Annotated in this window: 13 protein-coding genes, 1 tRNA gene and 2 pseudogenes; 8 read left to right on the top strand and 8 right to left on the bottom strand. The window is 74.3% G+C overall.

Annotation, left to right across the window (positions count from 1 at the left end; translation table 11 throughout):
* Position 1: 1 nt before the first annotated feature.
* Positions 2-598 (bottom strand): histidine phosphatase family protein, encoded by a 597-nt coding sequence (locus tag ABZ923_RS13615; protein ID WP_361470550.1) that lies wholly within the window; start codon positions 596-598, stop codon positions 2-4.
* Between the two features lie 237 nt (positions 599-835).
* Here ABZ923_RS13615 and ABZ923_RS13610 point away from each other — a divergent pair, with 237 nt between their 5' ends.
* From ABZ923_RS13610 to ABZ923_RS13590, 5 genes are all read left to right on the top strand, one after another.
* Positions 836-1816 (top strand): phosphatase PAP2 family protein, encoded by a 981-nt coding sequence (locus ABZ923_RS13610; protein ID WP_361470548.1) that lies wholly within the window; start codon positions 836-838, stop codon positions 1814-1816.
* 1 nt (position 1817) lies between these two features.
* The gene (locus tag ABZ923_RS13605; protein WP_361470580.1) at positions 1818-2900 is read left to right on the top strand and encodes a hypothetical protein; all 1083 of its coding nucleotides are present in this window, start codon (positions 1818-1820) and stop codon (positions 2898-2900) included.
* On the top strand, positions 2891-4480 hold the full coding sequence (locus ABZ923_RS13600) for a hypothetical protein (RefSeq protein ID WP_361470546.1): 1590 nt from the start codon (positions 2891-2893) through the stop codon (positions 4478-4480). The genes ABZ923_RS13605 and ABZ923_RS13600 overlap by 10 nt, the downstream gene beginning before the upstream one ends.
* Entirely contained in the window at positions 4477-5814 is a 1338-nt protein-coding gene (locus tag ABZ923_RS13595; RefSeq protein ID WP_361470544.1) for an AAA domain-containing protein, read from the top strand. The genes ABZ923_RS13600 and ABZ923_RS13595 overlap by 4 nt, the downstream gene beginning before the upstream one ends.
* A gap of 100 nt (positions 5815-5914) precedes the next feature.
* A complete protein-coding gene (locus ABZ923_RS13590; protein ID WP_361470543.1) occupies positions 5915-7012 on the top strand; it encodes an LLM class flavin-dependent oxidoreductase in 1098 nt (365 codons plus the stop codon).
* On the opposite strand, the gene ABZ923_RS13585 is transcribed toward ABZ923_RS13590, so the two are convergent.
* Positions 6991-8796, bottom strand: a complete 1806-nt coding sequence (locus tag ABZ923_RS13585) for a bifunctional diguanylate cyclase/phosphodiesterase (protein ID WP_361470541.1) — start codon at positions 8794-8796, stop codon at positions 6991-6993. The two genes, ABZ923_RS13590 and ABZ923_RS13585, sit on opposite strands and share 22 nt — an antisense overlap.
* Before the next feature lie 331 nt (positions 8797-9127).
* Here ABZ923_RS13585 and ABZ923_RS13580 point away from each other — a divergent pair, with 331 nt between their 5' ends.
* The gene (locus tag ABZ923_RS13580) at positions 9128-10387 is read left to right on the top strand and encodes a M6 family metalloprotease domain-containing protein (protein WP_361470539.1); all 1260 of its coding nucleotides are present in this window, start codon (positions 9128-9130) and stop codon (positions 10385-10387) included.
* Between the two features lie 84 nt (positions 10388-10471).
* Here ABZ923_RS13580 and ABZ923_RS13575 read toward each other — a convergent pair.
* The 5 genes and pseudogenes from ABZ923_RS13575 to ABZ923_RS13555 form a co-directional block, all read right to left on the bottom strand.
* Positions 10472-10545: transfer RNA gene (locus ABZ923_RS13575), tRNA-Lys, on the bottom strand.
* The gene (locus tag ABZ923_RS13570; protein WP_361470537.1) at positions 10536-11105 is read right to left on the bottom strand and encodes a bifunctional DNA primase/polymerase; all 570 of its coding nucleotides are present in this window, start codon (positions 11103-11105) and stop codon (positions 10536-10538) included. Before ABZ923_RS13570 ends, ABZ923_RS13575 begins: the two co-directional genes overlap by 10 nt.
* A 109-nt stretch (positions 11106-11214) precedes the next feature.
* A complete protein-coding gene (locus tag ABZ923_RS13565; protein WP_361470536.1) occupies positions 11215-11583 on the bottom strand; it encodes a hypothetical protein in 369 nt (122 codons plus the stop codon).
* Between the two features lie 104 nt (positions 11584-11687).
* Positions 11688-12419 (bottom strand): decarboxylase, encoded by a 732-nt coding sequence (locus ABZ923_RS13560; protein WP_361470534.1) that lies wholly within the window; start codon positions 12417-12419, stop codon positions 11688-11690.
* Positions 12416-12565, bottom strand: a pseudogene (locus tag ABZ923_RS13555) (decarboxylase); the annotation flags it as partial. The gene ABZ923_RS13560 and the pseudogene ABZ923_RS13555, both read right to left, overlap by 4 nt.
* A gap of 118 nt (positions 12566-12683) precedes the next feature.
* Here ABZ923_RS13555 and ABZ923_RS13550 point away from each other — a divergent pair.
* Both ABZ923_RS13550 and ABZ923_RS13545 read left to right on the top strand, forming a co-directional pair.
* Complete coding sequence (locus ABZ923_RS13550; protein WP_361470532.1) at positions 12684-13637, top strand: D-2-hydroxyacid dehydrogenase; 954 nt, start codon at positions 12684-12686, stop codon at positions 13635-13637.
* Between the two features lie 28 nt (positions 13638-13665).
* Positions 13666-15072, top strand: a complete 1407-nt coding sequence (locus ABZ923_RS13545) for an amidase (protein ID WP_361470531.1) — start codon at positions 13666-13668, stop codon at positions 15070-15072.
* Positions 15073-15182: 110 nt separating this feature from the next.
* On the opposite strand, the pseudogene ABZ923_RS13540 reads toward ABZ923_RS13545, so the two are convergent.
* Positions 15183-15251, bottom strand: a pseudogene (locus ABZ923_RS13540) (hypothetical protein); the annotation flags it as partial.
* Positions 15252-15329: the final 78 nt, after the last annotated feature.

The following is a 15329-nucleotide window of genomic DNA, read 5'->3' as shown; positions in this document are numbered from 1 at the left end:
GTCAGCCCGCAAGGTGCCCCAGGTCGTTCCAGCTCTCGATCGCCGGTTCCCCGTAGGCCCAGCCGAGGACGGACAGCGAGGTCGGGTTCAGCCGGATGCGCGCGGCGAAGTCCAGCCCCAGCCCCAGCCACCGCGCGCCGATCGACCGCAGGATGTGCCCGTGGGCGAAGACCAGGACGTCGCGGTCGGCCGAGCGGGCCCAGGCGACGACCTCGTCCGCGCGCGCGGTGACCTCGGCGAGGGTCTCACCCTCCGGGACCCCGTCCCGCCAGATCAGCCAGCCGGGCCGGACTGCCTGGATCTCGGCCGGGGTCATGCCCTCGTACGCGCCGTAGTCCCACTCCACGAGCGCGTCCCACGTCGTGGCGCGGTCGCCGAAGCCGGCCAGTTCGCAGGTCTCCCGCGCGCGGGACAGCGGACTGGTGCGCACCTCGGCGTCCGCCAGCCCGTCCAGCGGCGGCCGGTGCAGCCGCTCGCCGAGCAGCTTGGCCCCGCGCCGCCCCTCCTCCAGCAACGGCACGTCGGTCCTGCCGGTGTGCTTGCCGGACAGCGACCAGGCCGTCTGTCCGTGCCGGGCCAGCAGGATGCGCGGTGCCATGCGAGACCTCTCCGGTGAGCGAACGGATCCGGGAAGAGGACCCGGAACAAGTGGATGCGGTCCTTCCATCATCGCGCACCCCGATTCCTGGCAACCCGCCGGGCGCTCCCGGCGTCTTCGTGGACTGGAAACCCACCGAAGGTGTCCGGAGCTCCCCTCATGGGCCGAGTGGCGACACCGTAAAGTGGCACGGTCGCCCGCCGGGGCGCCGTACAGCAGAAGGGGGAGGGCGATCGGATGCCGCAGACCGAGACACCGGGCACCGAGGTGGTCCCGCGAACCCGGCTGCGCTGGTGGACCGAGCTGCCCCTGATCCTGCTGGTCTACGGCTGCTACTCGGCCGGCCGGCTCCTCGCGCGCGGTGACGTCGGCAGCGCCGTCGACCACGGCGTGGCGATCCTGCGCATCGAGAAGGCCCTGCACCTCGACGCCGAGCACCCGCTCAACCGGCTGTTCACGCGCGAGGCCTGGCTCGGGGTGCCCGCCGACTTCTGGTACGCCTCGCTGCACTACCTGGTCACGCCGGTCGTGCTCGTCTGGCTGTTCCGGGCCCGCACCGAGCACTACCGGGCGGCCCGCACCTGGCTGATGACGTCCACGTTCATCGGCCTGATCGGCTTCACCCTGCTGCCGACCTGCCCGCCCCGCCTGCTCTCCGCCGGCCACGGCTTCGTGGACACGATGGCCCAGTACAGCTCCTACGGCTGGTGGGGCGGCGAGGCCAGCGCCCCGCGCGGCATGGGCGGCATGACCAACCAGTACGCGGCGATGCCGAGTCTGCACGTGGGCTGGGCGCTGTGGTGCGGGGTCATGCTGTGGCGGTACGGCGGCACCCGCCTGGCGAAGGTCTTCGGTGTCCTCTACCCGCTGCTCACCGCGATCGTGGTCATGGGCACCGCCAACCACTACTTCCTGGACGCGGCCGCGGGCGTCGCGGTGATGGGCGTCGGCCTCCTGCTGGCGCCGCGCGTGATGCGGGGCGTGGACCTCGTCCGCGTCCGGCTGTCCCGCGGCACCGCTCCGGCACCGGCTCCGGCTCCGGCTCCGGCTCCGGCTCCGGCTCCGGAGGGCACGGGTTCCCCGATTGTCAGTGCCGGATGCCAGACTTCGGCGGGTGAGCGAATTCCACGGCAGCGCGAGTCGCGGCTCGACCCCGCGGCCGGACCGGACGCCTCCCCCAGCGACGCGGGCGAAGGGACTCCGGCACCGGCTCGCTGAGCTGCGCGGTCCCGACGTACCGGCCAAGGCCCTGGACGCCCGTGCCCTCGCCGCCCTCGCGGCGAACCCGGGGTGCGCCCGGCGGGCGGTCCTGGACGGCGCCGGGGTGGACAAGGCCCGGCTGGCGACCGCGCTGGGCGCGCCGTCGGGCTTCGGGCAGTCGCAGTTCGCGCTGACCCGGGGCAACGCGTTCGAGGCGCGGGTCAAGGCGGACGGCGGCGCGGAGCTGCTGCGGCTGGTGCACAGCCGGCTCGACCCGGGCGCCGAACCGCCCGCCGGGGCGGCCGTACCCGACCTGAGCGCGCACGGCCCCGAGGGGCGTACGGCCCGTACCGCACTGGCGCTGCGCGAGGCCGCGCAGGCCGGCGGCTGGACGCTGCTGGACCATCCGATGCTCGCCCTGGACGTGGCGGGTTCGCCCGCCTTCCTGGAGCCGGACGCGGTGGTGGTGCACCCGGACGGCAGCTGGTCGGTGGTGGAGATCAAGTCCTTCCCGATGGTGGACGGTTCCGCGGACCCGGCGAAGGTGGGCGCGGCGGCCCGGCAGGCCGCGGTGTACGTGCTCGCCCTGGAGGAGGTCGCGGCGCGGCTGGACCCCGCCCCGCGCGTGCGGCACCGGGTGCTGCTGGTGTGCCCGAAGGACTTCTCGAACCTGCCCGCCGCCTCCGCCGTCGACATCCGCAGGCAACGCGCCGTCACCGCCCGCCAGCTGGCCCGGCTCACCCGGATCGAGGAACTCGCCGGCGCGCTGCCCGAGGGCACCTGCTTCGCGCCCGACCGGCCCGCCGAGGAGCTGACGGCGGCCGTGGAGGCGGTGCCGGCGACCTACGCGCCCGAGTGCCTGTCCGCCTGCGAACTGGCCTTCCACTGCCGGGACCGGGCCCGCGCGGCCGGCGCGGTCACCCGTCTCGGCCGGCCCCTGCGGGCCGAACTGGGCGGCCTGGCCACGGTCGAGGAGGTGCTGGCCGCCGCCCGCGGCGAGAGCGGCGACCCGGACGACCCGGCGGTGGCCGCCCTGCGCCGGGCCGCGGCCCTGCGCGCGGAGGCACTGGCGGCGGCCGCGGAGGTGTCCGCGTGTCCCTGATCACCACCCTCGCCCGGCTGGAGGCCGTCGGCAGCGGCCGGGCGCAGCCCGCGGCGACCGTCCGGCACCGGCATCTGTCCGACCGTCCGCTGGTGTTCGTGCCGCTCACCACCGCCGGTGAGACCGGCGCCCCGCTCGGCGCGCTGGTCGGCACCGACCGGGACGCGCCCCGCCTGCTGGTCGTACCGCAGCCCCGCGACCGCGATCTGCGCTTCACGTTCCTGGCCGAGCTGGCCGACATCGTCCTGCCGTACATCGACGCGTACGCGCAGTCGGTGGAGGCGGCCGAGCGCACCGAGACCGACCCGGAGACCGGCAAGCGGGTCAAGGTGGCGGCCGAGCTGTGCGCCGACGCGCCCCAGCTGATCGTGCCGAGCCGCACGGGTCTGGACCTCGTCCGGCTGCTGGGCCGCTCGATGCGGTTCCGGCGCACCGCCGAGCAGGACCCGGACGCGCCCTACCCGGCGCCGCCCCGGGTGCCGCTGCTCGGCCGCTGGCTGACCCACTACGGCGAGCGGGCCCGGGTCCCCGGCTCCTCGCTGCTGCTGGCCCTGACCGACGTGCTCTCCCGGCACTGGGCGACCGGCCAGTCCGGCCTGGAGGACCAGCACCTGGGCGCGCTGCTCGCCTGGATCGACCCCCCGGAGGGCCTGACCGGCGCCGAGGCCGCCCGCCGGGCCGAGCTCGCCCGGGACGCCGACGGGCAGTTGCTGTGCCCGCCGGCCGGCCCCGCCACCGATCCGGCGTTCGACAACAAGCTGCTGGCCCCGGCGATCGAGCGCTACGACCGCGCGCGCACCGCCTTGGCCGCCGCCGAGGACCCGCTGGAGGCCGACGGCCGGCTGGCCGCGCTCACCCGGGCCGAGCGGGAGATCCGCGAGCTGGTCGAGAGCCGCACCCGGCCCACCTGGGACGCGGTGTGGCGGGGCCTGGACCTGCTGCGGACGCTGCCGGCCGGCGCGCACGTGGAGGGACGCTGGACCCGGGACCGCTGGTCGTTCACCGCGCACCGGGACCGGGTGCTGGCCGGCGAGCCGCCGCAGCCGCGCCGGGACGACGCGGTGACGGCGGCGAACAAGCTGGCCACGCGCGAGCGGGAGCAGGCCCGGCTGGAGGCGCAGGAGGCGCTGGACGATCCGCTGGTGATGGCGGGGCGGCGGCTGGCCGGGGAGGCGTTCGCGGGCGAGGTGACCGACGTCGTGATGGCGTACAGCGAGGGCAGGCGGCCGAGCCCGCGCCCGCTGGTGACGGTCCGCACGGAGGACCGGCCGCATCTCGCGGAGCGGGCGCGGGTGTACCGCTCGCTGGGCGGCCGGCCGCAGTCGGCGGAGTTCGTGGGCGAGGAGGCCGAGGGCGTCCTCGTGCTGCGGATCCTGGACCGGATGGGCCGCGGCAAGGAGCCGGAACCCGGGTCGGTGCCGGAGAAGGGCGACCGGGTCTGCTTCACGCTCTTCGAGCACGAGCAGCGCGGCGGTGCGAAGCTGCCCGATCCCGAGGAGACGCCCTGGACGCACGGCGGCCCGCCGGGCGAACCGGCGCCGGAGGCCCCCGATCCCGTGACCGAGGAGGACGTGCTGTGACGACCGTCGACTTCGACCCCGGGGCCGAGGCCGCCCGCGCCACCGACGCGATCCTGGACGACACGCTGCACGGCGGCCGGCGGGGCGTGGTGGTGGACTCGCCGCCGGGCGCCGGCAAGTCGACCCTGGTGGTCCGCGCGGCCCTCGAACTCGCCGGTGCGGGCCGCCCGCTGATGGTGGTGGCGCAGACCAACGCCCAGGTGGACGACCTGGTCCTGCGGCTCGCCGAGAAGAACCCGGACCTGCCCGTGGGCCGGCTGCACAGCAGCGACACCGACGCGTACGACAAGGCGCTGGACGCCCTGCCGCAGGTGCGTACGTCGGCGAAGGCGGCCGAGCTGACCGGTCTGCCGGTGGTGCTGTCCACCGCCGCGAAGTGGGCGCACGTGAAGGTGGACGAGCCGTGGCGGCATGCGATCGTGGACGAGGCGTACCAGATGCGCTCGGACTCCCTGCTCGCCGTGGCCGGCCTGTTCGAGCGGGCGCTGTTCGTGGGCGACCCCGGGCAGCTCGACCCCTTCTCCATCGTCGGCAGCGAGCAGTGGGCGGGGCTGTCGTACGACCCCTCGGCGTCCGCCGTCACCACCCTCCTGGCCCACAACCCGGACCTGCCCCAGCACCGCCTGCCGGTCTCCTGGCGCCTGCCGGCCTCGGCGGCTCCCCTGGTGTCGAGGGCCTTCTACCCGTACACCCCCTTCCGCAGCGGCACGTCCCACGGCGACCGCCGGCTGACCTTCGCGGTCCCCTCGGACGGCTCCGGCCCGGACCGGGTGATCGACGAGGCCGCGGAGTCCGGCTGGGGCCTGCTGGAGCTGCCCGCCCGGCACACCCCGCGCACGGACCCGGAGGCGGTCCGGGCGGTCGCGACGGTCGTCCGGCGCCTGCTGGACCGGGGCGGCGCGGCGGTCTCGGAGCGCGCGCCGGAGCCGGCACCGCTCACCGCGGACCGGATCGCCGTCGGCACCGCCCACCGCGACCAGGCGGCGGCGGTCCGCGCGGCCCTGGCCGACCTCGGCGTGCCGGACGTGACCGTCGACACCGCGAACCGCCTGCAGGGCCGGGAGTACGACGTCACGGTCGTCCTGCACCCGCTCTCCGGCCGCCCCGACGCCACCGCGTTCCACCTGGAGACCGGCCGCCTGTGCGTCCTGGCCTCCCGCCACCGCCACGCCTGCATCGTGATCTGCCGCGCCGGCGTGACCGACCTCCTGGACGACTACCCCTCCACGGAACCGGTCCAGCTCGGCACCCTGGTGAAGTTCCCGGACGGCTGGGAGGCCAACCACGCGGTCCTCTCCCACCTCGCGGAACACCGCATCAGCTGGCGCCCCTGACCACCACCCCGGCATCCGTCCGGCACCGCGGCCGGAATAAGCGGAGAGTCTCTCCTGTTAGCACCGGGACAGCTCAGGACCGAAGCAGGAGGCTCACACCGTGGTGGCAGACGAGGCAGACGAGATCCGGGGAAAGAGCCACGGCACCGCCCCCGCGCCGCTCTCCGTGCTGGACCTGGTGACGGTGGGCGCGGGCAGTACCGCGACCGACGCCCTGCGCACCAGCGTCGCGCTCGCCCGGCTCGCGGAGTCCCGCGGGTTCCACCGGTACTGGGTCGCCGAGCACCACTCCATGCCCGGCGTGGCCTCCTCCTCGCCCGCCGTGATCCTCGCCCACCTCGCCGCCCACACCGACCGCATCCGGCTCGGCTCGGGCGGCGTCATGCTGCCCAACCACGCCCCGCTGGTGATCGCGGAGCAGTTCGGCACGCTGGAGGCCATGGCGCCGGGGCGGATCGACCTGGGCCTGGGCCGGGCGCCGGGCACGGACGGGGCCACCGCCGCCGCCCTGCGCCGCAGCGACACCCTCAACGAGGGCGCCGACGACTTCCCGCAGCAGCTCGCGGAGCTGACCCGGTTCCTGGACGACAGCTTCCCGGACGGCCACCCCTACGGCCGTATCCACGCGATCCCCGGCCCCGTGCAGGGAACCACCCCCGGCGGCGTCCAGTCCCCGCACCGCCCGCCGATCTGGCTGCTCGGCTCCTCCGGCTTCAGCGCCCGGCTGGCCGGCATGCTGGGCCTGCCGTTCGCCTTCGCGCACCACTTCTCCGCGCAGAACACCATCCCGGCCCTGGACCTGTACCGGCAGACCTTCCGGCCCTCCGCCGTGCTGTCCGAGCCGTACGCCCTCATCGGCGTCTCGGCGATCGCCACGGACGACGAGCGGGAGGCCCGTCGGCAGACCCGCGCGGTGGCCCTGAACATGCTCCGGCTGCGCACCGGCCGCCCGGGCCTGTTCCCGGACCCCAAGGACGTCGAGAGCTACGAGTTCAGCCCGATGGAGGAGGAGTTCGTCGCCTCCTGGACGGCCAACATCGTGCACGGCACCGCCGACGAGGTCCGCGCCGGCCTGGACGACCTGCACAAGCGCACCGGCGCCGACGAGCTGATGCTCACCTCGCACGCGCACCGCGGTGAACTGCGCCTGCGCTCGTACGAGTTGATCGCGGACGCCTACGGGTTGCCGACCACGTAGGCCTGCTCCCCCAGCAGCTCGGAGATACGATCCGGCGACACCGGGCGGGAGTACAGCCAGCCCTGGCCGGTGTCGCAGCCGATCCGGCGCAGCCGGGTGGCCTGCGCCGAGGTCTCCACGCACTCCGCGGTGACCGTCAGGCCGAGCCGGTGGGCGAGCTGGATCATCGCCTCCACGATGACCTCGTCGGCCGGGTTGGGGGCGACCGCCTTCTTGTCGCCCTCGTACTGGAAGCCGCGTACGAAGGAGCCGTCCAGTTTCAGCGTGGACACCGGCAGCCGGCTCAGGTAGGCGAGGTTCGAGTAGCCGGTGCCGAAGTCGTCGATGGCGATGCGCACGCCCATGTCGCTCAGGGCCTGCAGCGCCTGGAGCGGGCGGCCCGCCGAGCCCATCACCGCCGACTCGGTCAGTTCCAGCTGGAGCAGGTGCGGGGCGAGTCCGGTCTCGGCGAGGACCTCCGCCACGTCGGCCACCAGGTCCGAGTCCCACACCTGCCGTACGGCGACGTTCACGCTGACGAAGATGGGCGGTTCGCCGGGGCGGTCCAGCTGCCAGCGGCGGGCCTGGCGGCAGGCGGTGGCGAGCGCCCAGCGGCCGAGCTGCACGATCGAGCCGTCCTCCTCCGCCAATCCGATGAACCGATTCGGCGTCAAGGTGCCGAACTGCGGGTGATGCCAGCGGATCAGCGCCTCCACGCCGTTGAGCCGGCCGTCCTCCATGGCCACCAACGGCTGGTAGTCGAGCACGAATTCACCGCGTTCGATGGCGGGACGGAGCGTGGAGGACAGCGCCTGACGGGTCATCCGGTGTGCGTTGCGCTCGGGGTCGAACAGGGTCCAGCGGCCCTTGCCGTCGGCCTTCGCCCAGTACAGCGTCGTATCGGCCGCCTGCATCAGGCCCGTTGCCGTCGTACCGGCCGCGTGCCGCTCGACGACGCCGATGGACGCGGTCAACGACAGCCGCTGACCGGCCAGTTCGAAGGGTTCCTCCAGCGCCTTCAGCGCGGACTCGGCGAGGTCGGCGAGCTGTTCGGTGCCGGTGGAGTCCTCCACCAGCAGCGCGAACTCGTCGCCACCGAGCCGGGCCACCAGGGGAGTTGCCGCGCGGGCGTACCCGGCCTCGTCGGCGACCCGGGTCAGGCGTTCGGCCACGGCCGCCAGGAGGCGGTCCCCGACGCGGTGGCCGAGGGTGTCGTTGACGGCCTTGAAGCCGTCGAGGTCCAGGTAGCACAGGCCGATCCGGCCGGTACCGCTCTGTTCGTACGACTCCGCCTCCAGCGCGGCGGTCAGGCGCTCGAAGAACAGCGTGCGGTTGGGCAGCCGGGTCACCGGGTCGTGCATCTGCAAGTGTCTTAGCTGGGCCTGGAGTTCGCGGCGCGAGCTGATGTCGGCGACCGACATCAGGACGCCGGGCTCGCCGCCGGTCAGCGGGACGACGGTGACCTGCACCCACACCGAGTGCCCCTCGGGGCGTTTGAGGCGGCGGGTGCAGCGCAGGCGGGCCTGCCGGCCGCGCAGCACCTCGCGGTAGGCGTGCCAGCTGCGGGCGTCGGAGGCCAGGTCCACCAGGTCGGCGGCGACCCGCCCGCGGAGGGTGTCCGGGTCGGTGCCGAGCAGCTCGCCGAGGGCGGCGTTGGCGCTGATGACGTAGCCCTCGGGGGCCACGACCGCCATGGCGAGCGGCGCGGTCGCGAAGACACGGTGGTAGGTGGTGTGGTGACTGTCTGTGACGGCCGACCGGTCGAGGTCTGCCGCGGGCGTCGGCCCTTCGGACGTTCCGCTCACCGCTCGCTCCCGCAGTGCACTCGATCTGTGTCCGTGCCTGTCCGTGCCGGAAAGTGTGCCGATCATAGAGGCTGGCCCCCGGCCCTTCCAGCCACTGTCCAGTGTCCCGGACCGACCACAGGTTCTGACAGATCGTTTCTGCCCGCACCTGGACGGGTTCTACAGGCCCCCGACCAGTTGTGACGTTCCGTGAGTGTTTCGGGGTGTCGGGCGCCGGGGCGCGCCGGTGTATTTCGGGGGCGCACTCACCCTTCTGGTGCAGGCAAACAGGGCAAACTGCGGTAAATGCCAGCAATCTGGGTGCGGGTCCCGCGAACCGCATCCGGAGGTCATGTCCGTGCCCAAGCTGCGCAGCACCGCCGCCGTGTTCACCACGATGTCGGCGCTCGCCGCGACCTCGATCCTCACCGGTCCGTCGGCCGCCGAGCCGTTCTCGACGGCCCCCTGCGCGCTGCACCGCACCGAGGCCCACCACTCCGAGGGCGTGGACGGCTGGAACCCCGCGTACACCCGCCCGACCGGCGCACTCGACGCCGTGATGGTCTTCCTCTCCTTCCCGGACGCCACCCCGCGCACCACCCCCGCCCAGCTGACCGCCGACCACTTCCCGGCCACCAGCCGCTTCTACGAACAGGCGTCCTACGGCAGGTTCACCCTGCGCCCGCACCCGTTGCGGCACTGGCTGCGCATGCCGCGCCCGTCGACGTCGTACGCCATGCGGCGGGACTGGAACGCCGAGGACCGGGCCGCCTACCTGCGGGACGCGTTCGCCGCGGCCGACAAGGAGGTCGACTTCTCGCGCTATCCGGTCGTGTACCTGGTCGCCGATCCGGACGCGCCCGGCGTCGACTCGGACGCCACGAAGGTGGTGAACCTCGAAACCCCCCTGCACGTGGACGGCACCGACATCCACCGGGTCGTCACGGTGTTCGAGCACCATCCGCCGGACCGGCTGGTTCTCGCCCACGAGACCGGCCATGTCTTCGACCTGCCCGACCTGTACCACCGTCCGGTGGACGGCAAGGGCGACTGGGACACCTACGTGGGCGACTGGGACCTGATGGGCAGCCAGTTCGGACTGGCGCCGGATCTGTTCGGCTGGCACAAGTGGCGGCTGGGCTGGCTGGGACCGCGCCAGGTGGCGTGCGTGCGCGGCACCACCCCGACCCGGCTCACCCTGGAGCCCCTCGCGGCCGGGCCGGGCGTCACGGTGCCGGGCGCGGGCGGCACCCCCGCCTTCGGCCTCGGTGACGGCGTGAAGCTGGCGGTGGTGCGCACCGGCCCGGACACCGCCCTGGCCGTCGAGGCGCGCGGTGCGGCCGGCAACGACCGGGTGTCCTGCCGGCAGGGGATCCTGGTCTACCGGGTGCACGGCGGTGCCGAGTCCGGCGACGGACCGGTCCAGGTCGTGGACGCCCACCCGCGCACCGACGCCTGCTGGGAGAACTCGGTCTACCCGCCGCTCGCCGACGCGCCGGTCTTCCTCGGGGAGAGCTTCACCGTGCCGGGTGAGGGCGTGAAGGTGGAGGCGGAGGGCCGGACGGCCTCGGGGGCGTGGACGGTGAAGATCACACCGGGGGTCGAGGGCTGAGGATCCGGCGCCGCGAGCGGCCGCAGGTGTATACGAAAACGGCGGGCCGGATTCTTTCGAACCGGACCCGCCGTTTCCTTCGCGTGCGCCGCCAGGGACTCGAACCCCGGACCCGCTGATTAAGAGTCAGCTGCTCTAACCAACTGAGCTAGCGGCGCCTGCTGACGTCGTAGACATTAGCATCCTGGTCGGCAGGAGGAAAAATCGAAATCCGTACCGCCGCCCGGGCGGCGCGCACGGCCGCCCAGAGCAGCACCTCGGGGCCGGGCAGCCAGGGGTGCCGAGCGTCCGGGGGGACCAGCCAGCGGGCGGAGCCGGAGGCGTCCTCGCAGGTCAGGGGCGGTACGGTCACCGCATCGCCGACGCCGTGGCACAGCAGCGGGGGCACCCCCTGGGCCCGCTGCGACCCCCACTCCTCCCAGTCCAGCAGCGAGGGCAGCCGCTGGGCCGTGCCCGGGGCGGCGAACAGCAGCATCCGGCCCCGGAACACCGCGACCGGGCCCGAGCCCGCGCCCTGGTCCCACAGCCGGTCCAGCATGCGGCGCCCGAAGACCGCCGGGGCGCTCACCACGTCGAAGACGGTGCCGCAGGGCAGGACGACCGGGGCGCCCGGGCGCTCCTCCCACAGGGCCAGGGTGCTGCGCGCGTACGTTCCTGCCGAGGCGAGCCAGGCGGCGCCGTCGGAGCTGACACGGGTGACGTTCGGTGCGCTGCTCATGTACTACATGTACAGGCGGTGAGCGGGTCGTTCTTCTGGGTTGCCGAAAAGCGGGACAGGGGCGGTCGAGGAGGAGTATCTTGCCCGCCTGGCATATGCCGTCCGGGTGTTACAGCGGATCGGCGGGCGTGCGCCCCTCCGGCTCGCCCCGCATCAGGTCCCGTCCGAACTCGACCATCTTCTTCGCGTAGTCCTCGGTCCACTCCGCCCGCTCGGCGATGTCCGCCGGGGTCAGCCGGTCGAACCGGCGGGGGTCGGCGAGCTGGGCCGCCGCGATGGCCTGGAACTCCACCGCCCGGTCGGCGGCCGCGCGGAACGCCTGGGTCAGCTCCGTCGCCCGGCTCAGCAGCGCCCGCGGGTCCTCGATCGACTCCAGGTCGAAGAAGTGCTCCGGATCCCCGGCCGCCTCAGCGGGCTCGAAGAGCAGGGGCGCGGGGCGTAGCCGCGGTTCGTTCCGACGCGGCGTGGGCTCCGCCATGTCTTGTCTCCTCCTCGTACGGTTCACCGGCACCGCCTCCGGGCGGGCCACCGTCCATTGTCCCGCGCCCACGCAAGGGGACCCACGGCCAGGAGGAACGGGGCCTACACCTGCACCAGCGGCTCCCGGGTGAAGAGGCTCCCCAGCGACGGCGCGTTCACCCGGCGGTCGGCGAGCCGCAGGGCCTCCCACACCGTGACCTGGTTGGCGGTGAGCACCGGCTTGGACAGGGCCTTCTCCAGCAGGCCGAGGTGCGCGACGGTGTGCAGGGCGGTGTCCGGCAGCAGCACGGCCTGCGCGTCGGCGGCGTCGGCCGCGCGGGCCAGCGTGAGCACGTCCTCCTCCCCCCAGGTGCCGACCTCCGCCGCGGTGCCGATGCCCGAGGAGCGCACCGCGGTCACCTCCAGGCCACCGGCCCGCAGGAAGTCCGCGAACAGGCCGGTGACCTCGTCCGGGTAGGTGGCACCGACGGCGACCCGCCGTACGCCGATCTCCCGGGCCGCGTGCACGAAGGCGAACGACGTCGACGAGGCCGGCATCCCGGCCAGCCGGGCCAGGGTCCGCACCTGTTCCTGGGCGCCCTCCCAGCCGTGCACGAAGCTGCCGCTGGTGCACGCCCACACCACTGTCTCGGCCCCGGCCAGCCGCAGCTCCTCCACACCCTCGGCGAGCCGGGCGGCGGAGCCCGCCTCGCGCAGCGCGTCCACCCGGTGGGCGTCCTCGCCGATGTCGGTGTGGCACAGCTCCACCCGGATGTCGCTGCCCAGGAGCTGCTCGATGCGTGGATAGTCGTCCTCGGCGGAGTGGCCCGGGTAGAGGAATCCGAGTGCGGTCATGTCCAGCCTTCCTGCTGTTCTTCGGGCAGTACGGGCCGTGCGCGGGCAGCCGCGTCCAGCGGCGCCCGGCAGGGGCCCACGGCTCGGGTACCCAGCCGACGCGGCGCAGCCCACCTCGTGACCTGGTTGGCCGAGATGGCCGGAACCGGCCTCACGCTGGGAGACGAGTGGGCAACGGATCGTGGGGACGCCCGTGTTGACGAAGGTGGGTTCGGGTGCGAGCGTGGTCAATCCGCGCATGTCAGACGCCGGGAGCCGCCCCGCATGACGCCGACCGTCCCCACTGTGCTGGTCCTCGACGCCGATCCGCCGCCCCGGCTCGGCCGCCTCACCGGGCGCGCCCGGATCGTGCACACGGACGCGGCGCACCTGGCCGAGCGGCTGCCCACCGCGGACGTGCTGCTGGTGTGGGACTTCACCTCGCCCGCGGTGCGCGAGGCGTGGCCCGGGGACGGGCCGCGGCCGCGCTGGGTGCACACGGCGAGCGCGGGCGTGGACCATCTGATGTGCCCGGAGCTGGCCGCGTCGGACACGGTGGTGACCAACGCGCGCGGGATCTTCGACCAGCCGATCGCCGAGTACGTGGCGGCCCTGGTGCTGGCGGTCGCCAAGGACCTGCCGCGCACGCTGGAGTACCAGCGGGAGCGGACCTGGCGGCACCGGGAGACCCGGCGGGTGGCGGGCACGCGCGCGTGCGTGGTCGGCTCGGGCCCGATCGGCCGGGCGATCGCCCGCACGCTGAAGGCGCTGGGCGTGACGACGGCGCTGGTCGGCCGGGTGCCGCGGACCGGCGTCCACGGACCGGACGACCTGGACCGGCTGGTCTCCCGCGCGGACTGGGTGATCGTGGCGGCCCCGCTGACCGAGCAGACGTACCGCATGTTCGACGCCCGCCGGTTCGGCGTGATGCAGCCCTCGGCGTTCTTCGTGAACGTCGGCCGGGGTGCCCTGGTCGACGAGGAGGCCCTCGCGCTGGCGCTGTCCCGGCGCTGGATCGCGGGCGCGGCGCTGGACGTGTTCGCCACCGAACCGCTGCCCGGGGACAGCCCGCTGTGGGAGCTGCCGGGGCTGATCGTGTCCCCGCACATGAGCGGCGACACGATCGGCTGGCGGGACGAACTCGGCGCGCAGTTCGTGGAATCGTACGAGCGGTGGGCGGCGGGCAGGTCGCTGCCGAACGTGGTCGACAAGACGCGTGGTTACGTGCCCGGCCACTGAACGCCTGTCACCGACCCCTGGAGGGTGCATGCAGCTCACCGACCTGACCGCCGGCCGGCTCCTGGACGGTTACCGCAAGGGCGAGTTCAGCCCGGTGGAGGTCACCGAGGAGGCGCTGGAGCGGGCGCGGGCCGGGGGGCCGGAGGTGAACGCGTTCGTACGGCTCACCGAGGAGGACGCGCGCGCCCGGGCCCGGGAGTCGGAGGCCCGCTGGCGGCGCGGGGAGCCGGCCGGGCTGGTCGACGGGGTGCCGGTGACGGTCAAGGACGTCCTGCTGCTGCGCGGCCATCCCACCCTGCGCGGCTCGAGGACCGTCGGCGAGCAGGGGAGCTGGGACGAGGACGCGCCGCCGGTGGCCCGGCTGCGCGAGCACGGCGCGGTGTTCCTCGGCAAGACGACCACGCCCGAGTACGGCTGGAAGGGCGTCACCGACTCCCCGCTGACCGGGATCACCCGCAATCCCCACGACACCACGCGCACCGCCGGCGGCTCCAGCGGCGGCAGCGCGGCGGCCGTGGCGCTCGGCGCGGGCCCGCTGTCGCTGGGCACGGACGGCGGCGGCAGCATCCGCATCCCGGCCGCGTTCTGCGGGATCTTCGGGCTGAAGCCGACGTACGGCAGGGTGCCGCTGTATCCGGCGAGCGCCTTCGGGACGCTGTCGCACACCGGGCCGATGACCCGGGACGCGGCCGACGCGGCCCTGCTGCTCGATGTGATCGGCACGCCCGACCCGCGCGACTGGTCGGCGCTGCCGCCCGCGCCGGGCTCCTTCCGACAGGCGCTGCAGGGGGGCGTGCGGGGGCTGCGGGTGGCGTACTCGCCGACGCTGGGCGGGCAGGTCGCGGTCCAGCCGGCGGTCGCCGCCGCGGTGCGGCGGGCGGTGGCCTGCCTGGCCGGGCTGGGGGCGTACGTCGAGGAGACCGACCCCGACTTCAGTGATCCGGTGGACGCCTTCCACACCCTGTGGTTCACCGGCGCGGCCCGGCTGACGCAGAACTTCTCACCGCGCCGCCGGCAGCTGCTGGACCCCGGGCTGCGGGAGATCTGCGCGCAGGGCGCCCGGATGAGCGCGCTGGAGTACCTGGCCGCGGTGGACGTCCGGATGAGCCTCGGGCGGCGGATGGGACGCTTCCACGAGCGCTACGACCTGCTGGTGACACCGACACTGCCGCTGACCGCGTTCGAGGCGGGGCCGGAGGTGCCGAAGGGGTCGGTGTTCCGGCGCTGGACGGGGTGGACCCCGTTCACCTATCCGTTCAACCTGACCCAGCAGCCCGCGGCGAGCGTGCCGGTGGGGCGGGACGGGGCGGGTCTGCCGGTGGGGATGCAGATCGTCGCCGCGCGGCACCGGGACGATCTGGTGCTGCGGGCCGCGCACGCGTTGTACGAGGCCGGTCTTCCCCTGTCCGGGACCGTCGGGCACGCCGGGAGCTGAGGGTCTCCCCCGCCGCCCCGCTGCGCCACGGGTCGTCGCACGCCTGGGCCGATCGGGGTGACCGTCGGGTGCTCCGGTGGGGGTTCCGTGGAGGCGAAGGGCGGGAAGAGGGCACAGATCTCGTTGCGCGCGGACCCGGCGTGGCCGCCCTCGCCGGTGAGCGGCAGCGCCTTTCCCACGGCCGCGCAGGTCAGGGGCGCGCGGTCGGTCAACGGGCGTGCCGTGCGGTGCGTGTTGCGCCGGGTCGGCGGGACGGT

The organism is Streptomyces sp. NPDC046881, from assembly GCF_040645015.1.
Taxonomy (GTDB): domain Bacteria; phylum Actinomycetota; class Actinomycetes; order Streptomycetales; family Streptomycetaceae; genus Streptomyces.
Note: the sequence above shows the minus strand (reverse complement) of the source record. Positions and strands in the feature narration are given on the sequence as shown.

Bases quoted from the DNA above. Each gene is read 5' to 3' on its own strand.
- ABZ923_RS13615 (WP_361470550.1), bottom strand. From the start codon at position 598: ATGGCACCGCGCATCCTGCTGGCCCGGCACGGACAGACGGCCTGGTCG.
- ABZ923_RS13610 (WP_361470548.1), top strand. From the start codon at position 836: ATGCCGCAGACCGAGACACCGGGCACCGAGGTGGTCCCGCGAACCCGG.
- ABZ923_RS13580 (WP_361470539.1), top strand. From the start codon at position 9,128: ATGTCCGTGCCCAAGCTGCGCAGCACCGCCGCCGTGTTCACCACGATG.
- ABZ923_RS13570 (WP_361470537.1), bottom strand. From the start codon at position 11,105: ATGAGCAGCGCACCGAACGTCACCCGTGTCAGCTCCGACGGCGCCGCC.
- ABZ923_RS13565 (WP_361470536.1), bottom strand. From the start codon at position 11,583: ATGGCGGAGCCCACGCCGCGTCGGAACGAACCGCGGCTACGCCCCGCG.
- ABZ923_RS13560 (WP_361470534.1), bottom strand. From the start codon at position 12,419: ATGACCGCACTCGGATTCCTCTACCCGGGCCACTCCGCCGAGGACGAC.
- ABZ923_RS13550 (WP_361470532.1), top strand. From the start codon at position 12,684: ATGACGCCGACCGTCCCCACTGTGCTGGTCCTCGACGCCGATCCGCCG.
- ABZ923_RS13545 (WP_361470531.1), top strand. From the start codon at position 13,666: ATGCAGCTCACCGACCTGACCGCCGGCCGGCTCCTGGACGGTTACCGC.